Here is a 4,071-nt window from a genome sequence, read left to right on the forward strand (position 1 = left end):
GGGCGGGGCTTTCGGTGCCTCAGGCCAGCTCGGCCCAGAGATCGTACTCGTCGGCGTCGGTGATGCGCACGCGCACCTTGTCGCCCGGCTTCACGTCGAAGGTGTCGATGTAGACGGCGCCGTCGATCTCCGGGGCGTCGGCCCAGGAACGGCCCACCGCACCTTCGGCGTCCACCTCGTCGATCAGCACGTCGATTTCCTTGCCGATCTTCAGCTGCAGGCGCGCGGCGGAAATCGCCTGCTGGTGCGCCATGAAGCGCTCCCAGCGCTCCTGCTTGACGTCATCGGGCACCGGCTCCAGGCCCAGGTCGTTGGCCGGGGCGCCTTCCACCGGGGAGTACTGGAAGCAGCCGACGCGGTCGAGCTGGGCTTCGGTCAGCCAGTCGAGCAGGTACTGGAAGTCTTCCTCGGTCTCGCCGGGGAAGCCGACGATGAAGGTGGAGCGGATGGTCAGCTCGGGGCAGGTCTCGCGCCATTTCTTGATGCGCGCCAGGGTCTTGTCCTCGAACGCCGGGCGCTTCATGGACTTGAGCACCTTCGGGCTGGCGTGCTGGAAGGGGATGTCCAGGTAGGGCAGCAGCTTGCCCTGCGCCATCAGCGGGATGACGTCGTCGACGTTGGGGTAGGGGTAGACGTAGTGCAGGCGCACCCACACACCCATGCCCGACAGCGCCTCGCACAGCTCCAGCATGCGCGTCTTCACCGGCTGGCCGTCCCAGAAGTCCAGCTTGTACTTCAGGTCCACGCCGTAGGCGCTGGTGTCCTGGGAGATCACCAGCAGTTCCTTGACGCCGGCCTTGACCAGGCGCTGGGCCTCGCTGAGCACGTCGCCCACCGGGCGGCTGACCAGCTTGCCGCGCATCGACGGGATGATGCAGAAGCTGCAGCTGTGGTTGCAGCCCTCGGAAATCTTCAGGTAGGCGTAGTGGCGCGGGGTGAGCTTGATGCCCTGCGGCGGCACCAGGTCGATCAGCGGGTTGTGCTCGGCCTTCGGCGGGATCACCTCGTGCACGGCGCTGACCACCTGCTCGTACTGCTGCGGGCCGGTGACCGCCAGCACGCTGGGGTGCACGTCACGGATGCTGTCCTCGGAAACGCCCATGCAGCCGGTGACGATGACCTTGCCGTTCTCGGCGATGGCCTCGCCGATGGCGTCCAGGGATTCGGCCTTGGCGCTGTCGATGAAGCCGCAGGTGTTCACCACAACGACGTCGGCGTCCTCGTAGGTGGGCACGATCTCGTAGCCCTCCATGCGCAGCTGGGTGAGGATGCGTTCGGAGTCGACCGTGGCCTTGGGGCATCCGAGGCTGACAAATCCGACTTTGGGCGTTGCGGTGGACATGGGCGGCTAACCTCTAAGGGCGCGCTGGCGGCGCCTCTGATCAAAAAGTGCGCAATTCTAGCGGCAGCCCGCGCGCTTGACCAGCCTCCGTGAGACAAGCTGCCGCAGCGCCCCGCGAAAGCGCCGCCAGGCACAGGGTAAGGCCGCCGAACACCCTCTATAGTCATTCAGATCGAGCTTTCGCGGCGCTTGCATCGCCGAGTCCGTCGGCGCAGGATGCGCCGAATTTTTCCTAGAGGAATTTTGTTACATGTCCAACGCCAGCGCTGGAACCGCGGAGCAGCAGGAAAACCATTCAAGCTCCGCCCTGGGCATGATGGTGGCCGCGGTGGGCGTCTGCTACGGCGACATCGGTACCAGCCCGCTGTATACGCTCAAGGAAGTCTTCGTCGGCGGCTATGGCGTGCAGGTGGGGCACGACGCCATCCTCGGCATCCTTTCGCTGATCTTCTGGTCGCTGGTGTGGGTGGTCTCGATCAAGTACGTGATCTTCGTCCTGCGCGCCGACAACCAGGGCGAGGGCGGGGTGATGGCGCTGACCGCGCTGGCGCGCCGCGCCGCCCACGACTACCCCAGGTTGAGCGCGGTGCTGGTGGTGCTGGGCCTGTTCGGCGCCTCGCTGTTCTACGGCGACAGCATGATTACCCCGGCGATCTCGGTGCTCTCGGCGATCGAGGGTCTGGAGATCGCCTTCGACGGCCTGGAGCACTGGGTGGTGCCGCTGGCGCTGGTGGTGCTGGTCGGCCTGTTCCTCATCCAGCGCCATGGCACGGCGCGCATCGGCATCCTGTTCGGCCCGGTGATGGTGATCTGGTTCGTGGTGCTCGGCGCGCTGGGCCTGTACGGCATCTACCAGCACCCGGTGGTGCTCAACGCCATGAACCCGTACTGGGCGGTGAATTTCTTCGTGGTCCATCCGGGCATCGGCGTGGCCATCCTCGGCGCCACCGTGCTGGCGCTGACCGGCGCCGAGGCGCTGTACGCGGACATGGGCCACTTCGGCCGCAAGCCGATTTCCCGCGCCTGGTTCGCCCTGGTGCTGCCGGGCCTGGTGCTGAACTACTTTGGCCAGGGCGCGATGATCCTCTACAACCCGGAAGCCGCGCGCAACCCCTTCTACCTGCTGGCGCCGTCCTGGGCGCTGCTGCCGATGGTGGCGTTGTCCACCGTGGCCACGGTGATCGCCTCCCAGGCGGTGATTTCCGGGGCCTTCTCGCTGACCCGCCAGGCCATCCAGCTGGGCTTCGTGCCGCGCATGTTCGTGCAGCACACCTCCAGCCAGGAGCAGGGGCAGGTCTACATCGCCGGGGTGAACTGGGCGCTGATGGTCGGCGTGGTGCTGCTGGTGCTGGGCTTCGAGTCCTCCGCGGCGCTGGCCTCGGCCTATGGCGTGGCGGTGACCGGGACCATGCTGGTGACCACCCTGCTGATGGGCGTGGTGCTCTGGCTGCACTGGAAGTGGCCGCTGTGGCTGGCCATTCCGTTCTTCTGCATGATGCTGCTGGTGGACGTGCTGTTCTTCTCGGCCAACCTGCCGAAGGTGGTGCAGGGTGGCGCCTTCCCGGTGATCGCCGGTATCGCCCTGTTCATCCTGATGACCACCTGGAAGCGTGGCCGCCAGTTGCTGGTGGAGCGCCTCGACGAAGGCTCGCTGCCGCTGCCGCTGTTCATCGCCAGCATCCGCTCGCAGCCGCCGCACCGGGTACAGGGCACCGCGGTGTTCCTCACCGCGCGTTCCGACGCCGTGCCGCACGCGCTGTTGCACAACCTGCTGCACAACCAGGTGCTGCACGAGCAGGTGGTGCTGCTCACGGTGGTCAACGAAGACAGCCCGCGGGTCGCCACCGACCGCCGCTTCGAGGTGGATGCCTATGGCGAGGGCTTCTTCCGCGTGCTGCTGCACTTCGGCTTCATGGAGGACCCGGACATCCCGGCGGCGCTGAAGTACTGCCACCTCAACGAGCTGGACTTCAGCCCGATGCGCACCACCTACTTCCTCAGCCGCGAGACGGTGATCCCGTCCAGGCGCATCGGCATGGCGCGCTGGCGCGAAGGCTTGTTCGCCTTCCTGCTGAAGAACGCCAACGGCAACCTGCGCTACTTCAACCTGCCGTTGAACCGGGTGATCGAGCTGGGGACGCAGGTGGAGATCTGAGGGGCGCGCTGTGAGGGAGAACCCGTAGGGCGCATAACCGTTCGCGGTTATCCGCCGTCGGCCGGGGCACCGGTGCCGGGGCGATGGCGGATAACGCCGTAGGCGTTATGCGCCCTACGGGTGCGCGGTGCGACAACCTGAGCGGATCTCATCCGCGAACCGCGCCGGGACACCCGGCTATCGCGGACAAAGTCCGCTCCTACAGGCGAAATACCATGCCCCACGGCAACCTGTAGGAGCGGGCCCTGCCCGCGATTCGCGCGCAGGGCGCGCTCCTGCATGGGAATGGCGTGGGTGGGGTTGCGTAGGGGCGGATCTCATCCGCGAACCGCGCCGGGGTATCCGGCTATCGCGGAAAAGTTCCGCTCCTACGGGGAAATGCTGTGCCTCGGCAACCTGTAGGAGCGGGCCCTGCCCGCGATTCGCGCGCAGGGCGCGCTCCTACATGGGAATGGCGTGGGTGGGGTTGCGTAGGAGCGGATCTCATCCGCGAACCGCGCCGGGGTATCCGGCTATCGCGGAAAAGTTCCGCTCCTACGGGGAAATGCTGTGCCTCGGCAACCTGTAGGAGCGG

The 4,071-nt window shown here is 66.6% G+C and carries 2 protein-coding genes; one reads left to right on the forward strand and one right to left on the reverse strand.

The features are described from left to right. Window positions 1-19: 19 nt before the first annotated feature. Window positions 20-1,342 (reverse strand): 30S ribosomal protein S12 methylthiotransferase RimO, encoded by a 1,323-nt coding sequence (gene rimO / locus DK254_RS03315; protein WP_109932197.1) that lies wholly within the window; start codon window positions 1,340-1,342, stop codon window positions 20-22. Window positions 1,343-1,592: 250 nt separating this feature from the next. On the opposite strand from rimO, the gene DK254_RS03320 reads away from it, so the two are divergent. Then, window positions 1,593-3,497 (forward strand): potassium transporter Kup, encoded by a 1,905-nt coding sequence (locus DK254_RS03320; protein WP_109932199.1) that lies wholly within the window; start codon window positions 1,593-1,595, stop codon window positions 3,495-3,497. The last annotated feature ends 574 nt before the right edge of the window (window positions 3,498-4,071 follow it).

The sequence above is a fragment of the Pseudomonas sp. RW407 genome (genome assembly GCF_003176655.1).
GTDB lineage: Bacteria > Pseudomonadota > Gammaproteobacteria > Pseudomonadales > Pseudomonadaceae > Pseudomonas > Pseudomonas delhiensis.

What these genes read in the sequence shown, in the direction of transcription:
- DK254_RS03320 (WP_109932199.1), top strand. Translation starts at nt 1,593, where the DNA reads ATGTCCAACGCCAGCGCTGGAACCGCGGAGCAGCAGGAAAACCATTCA.
- rimO (WP_109932197.1), bottom strand. Translation starts at nt 1,342, where the DNA reads ATGTCCACCGCAACGCCCAAAGTCGGATTTGTCAGCCTCGGATGCCCC.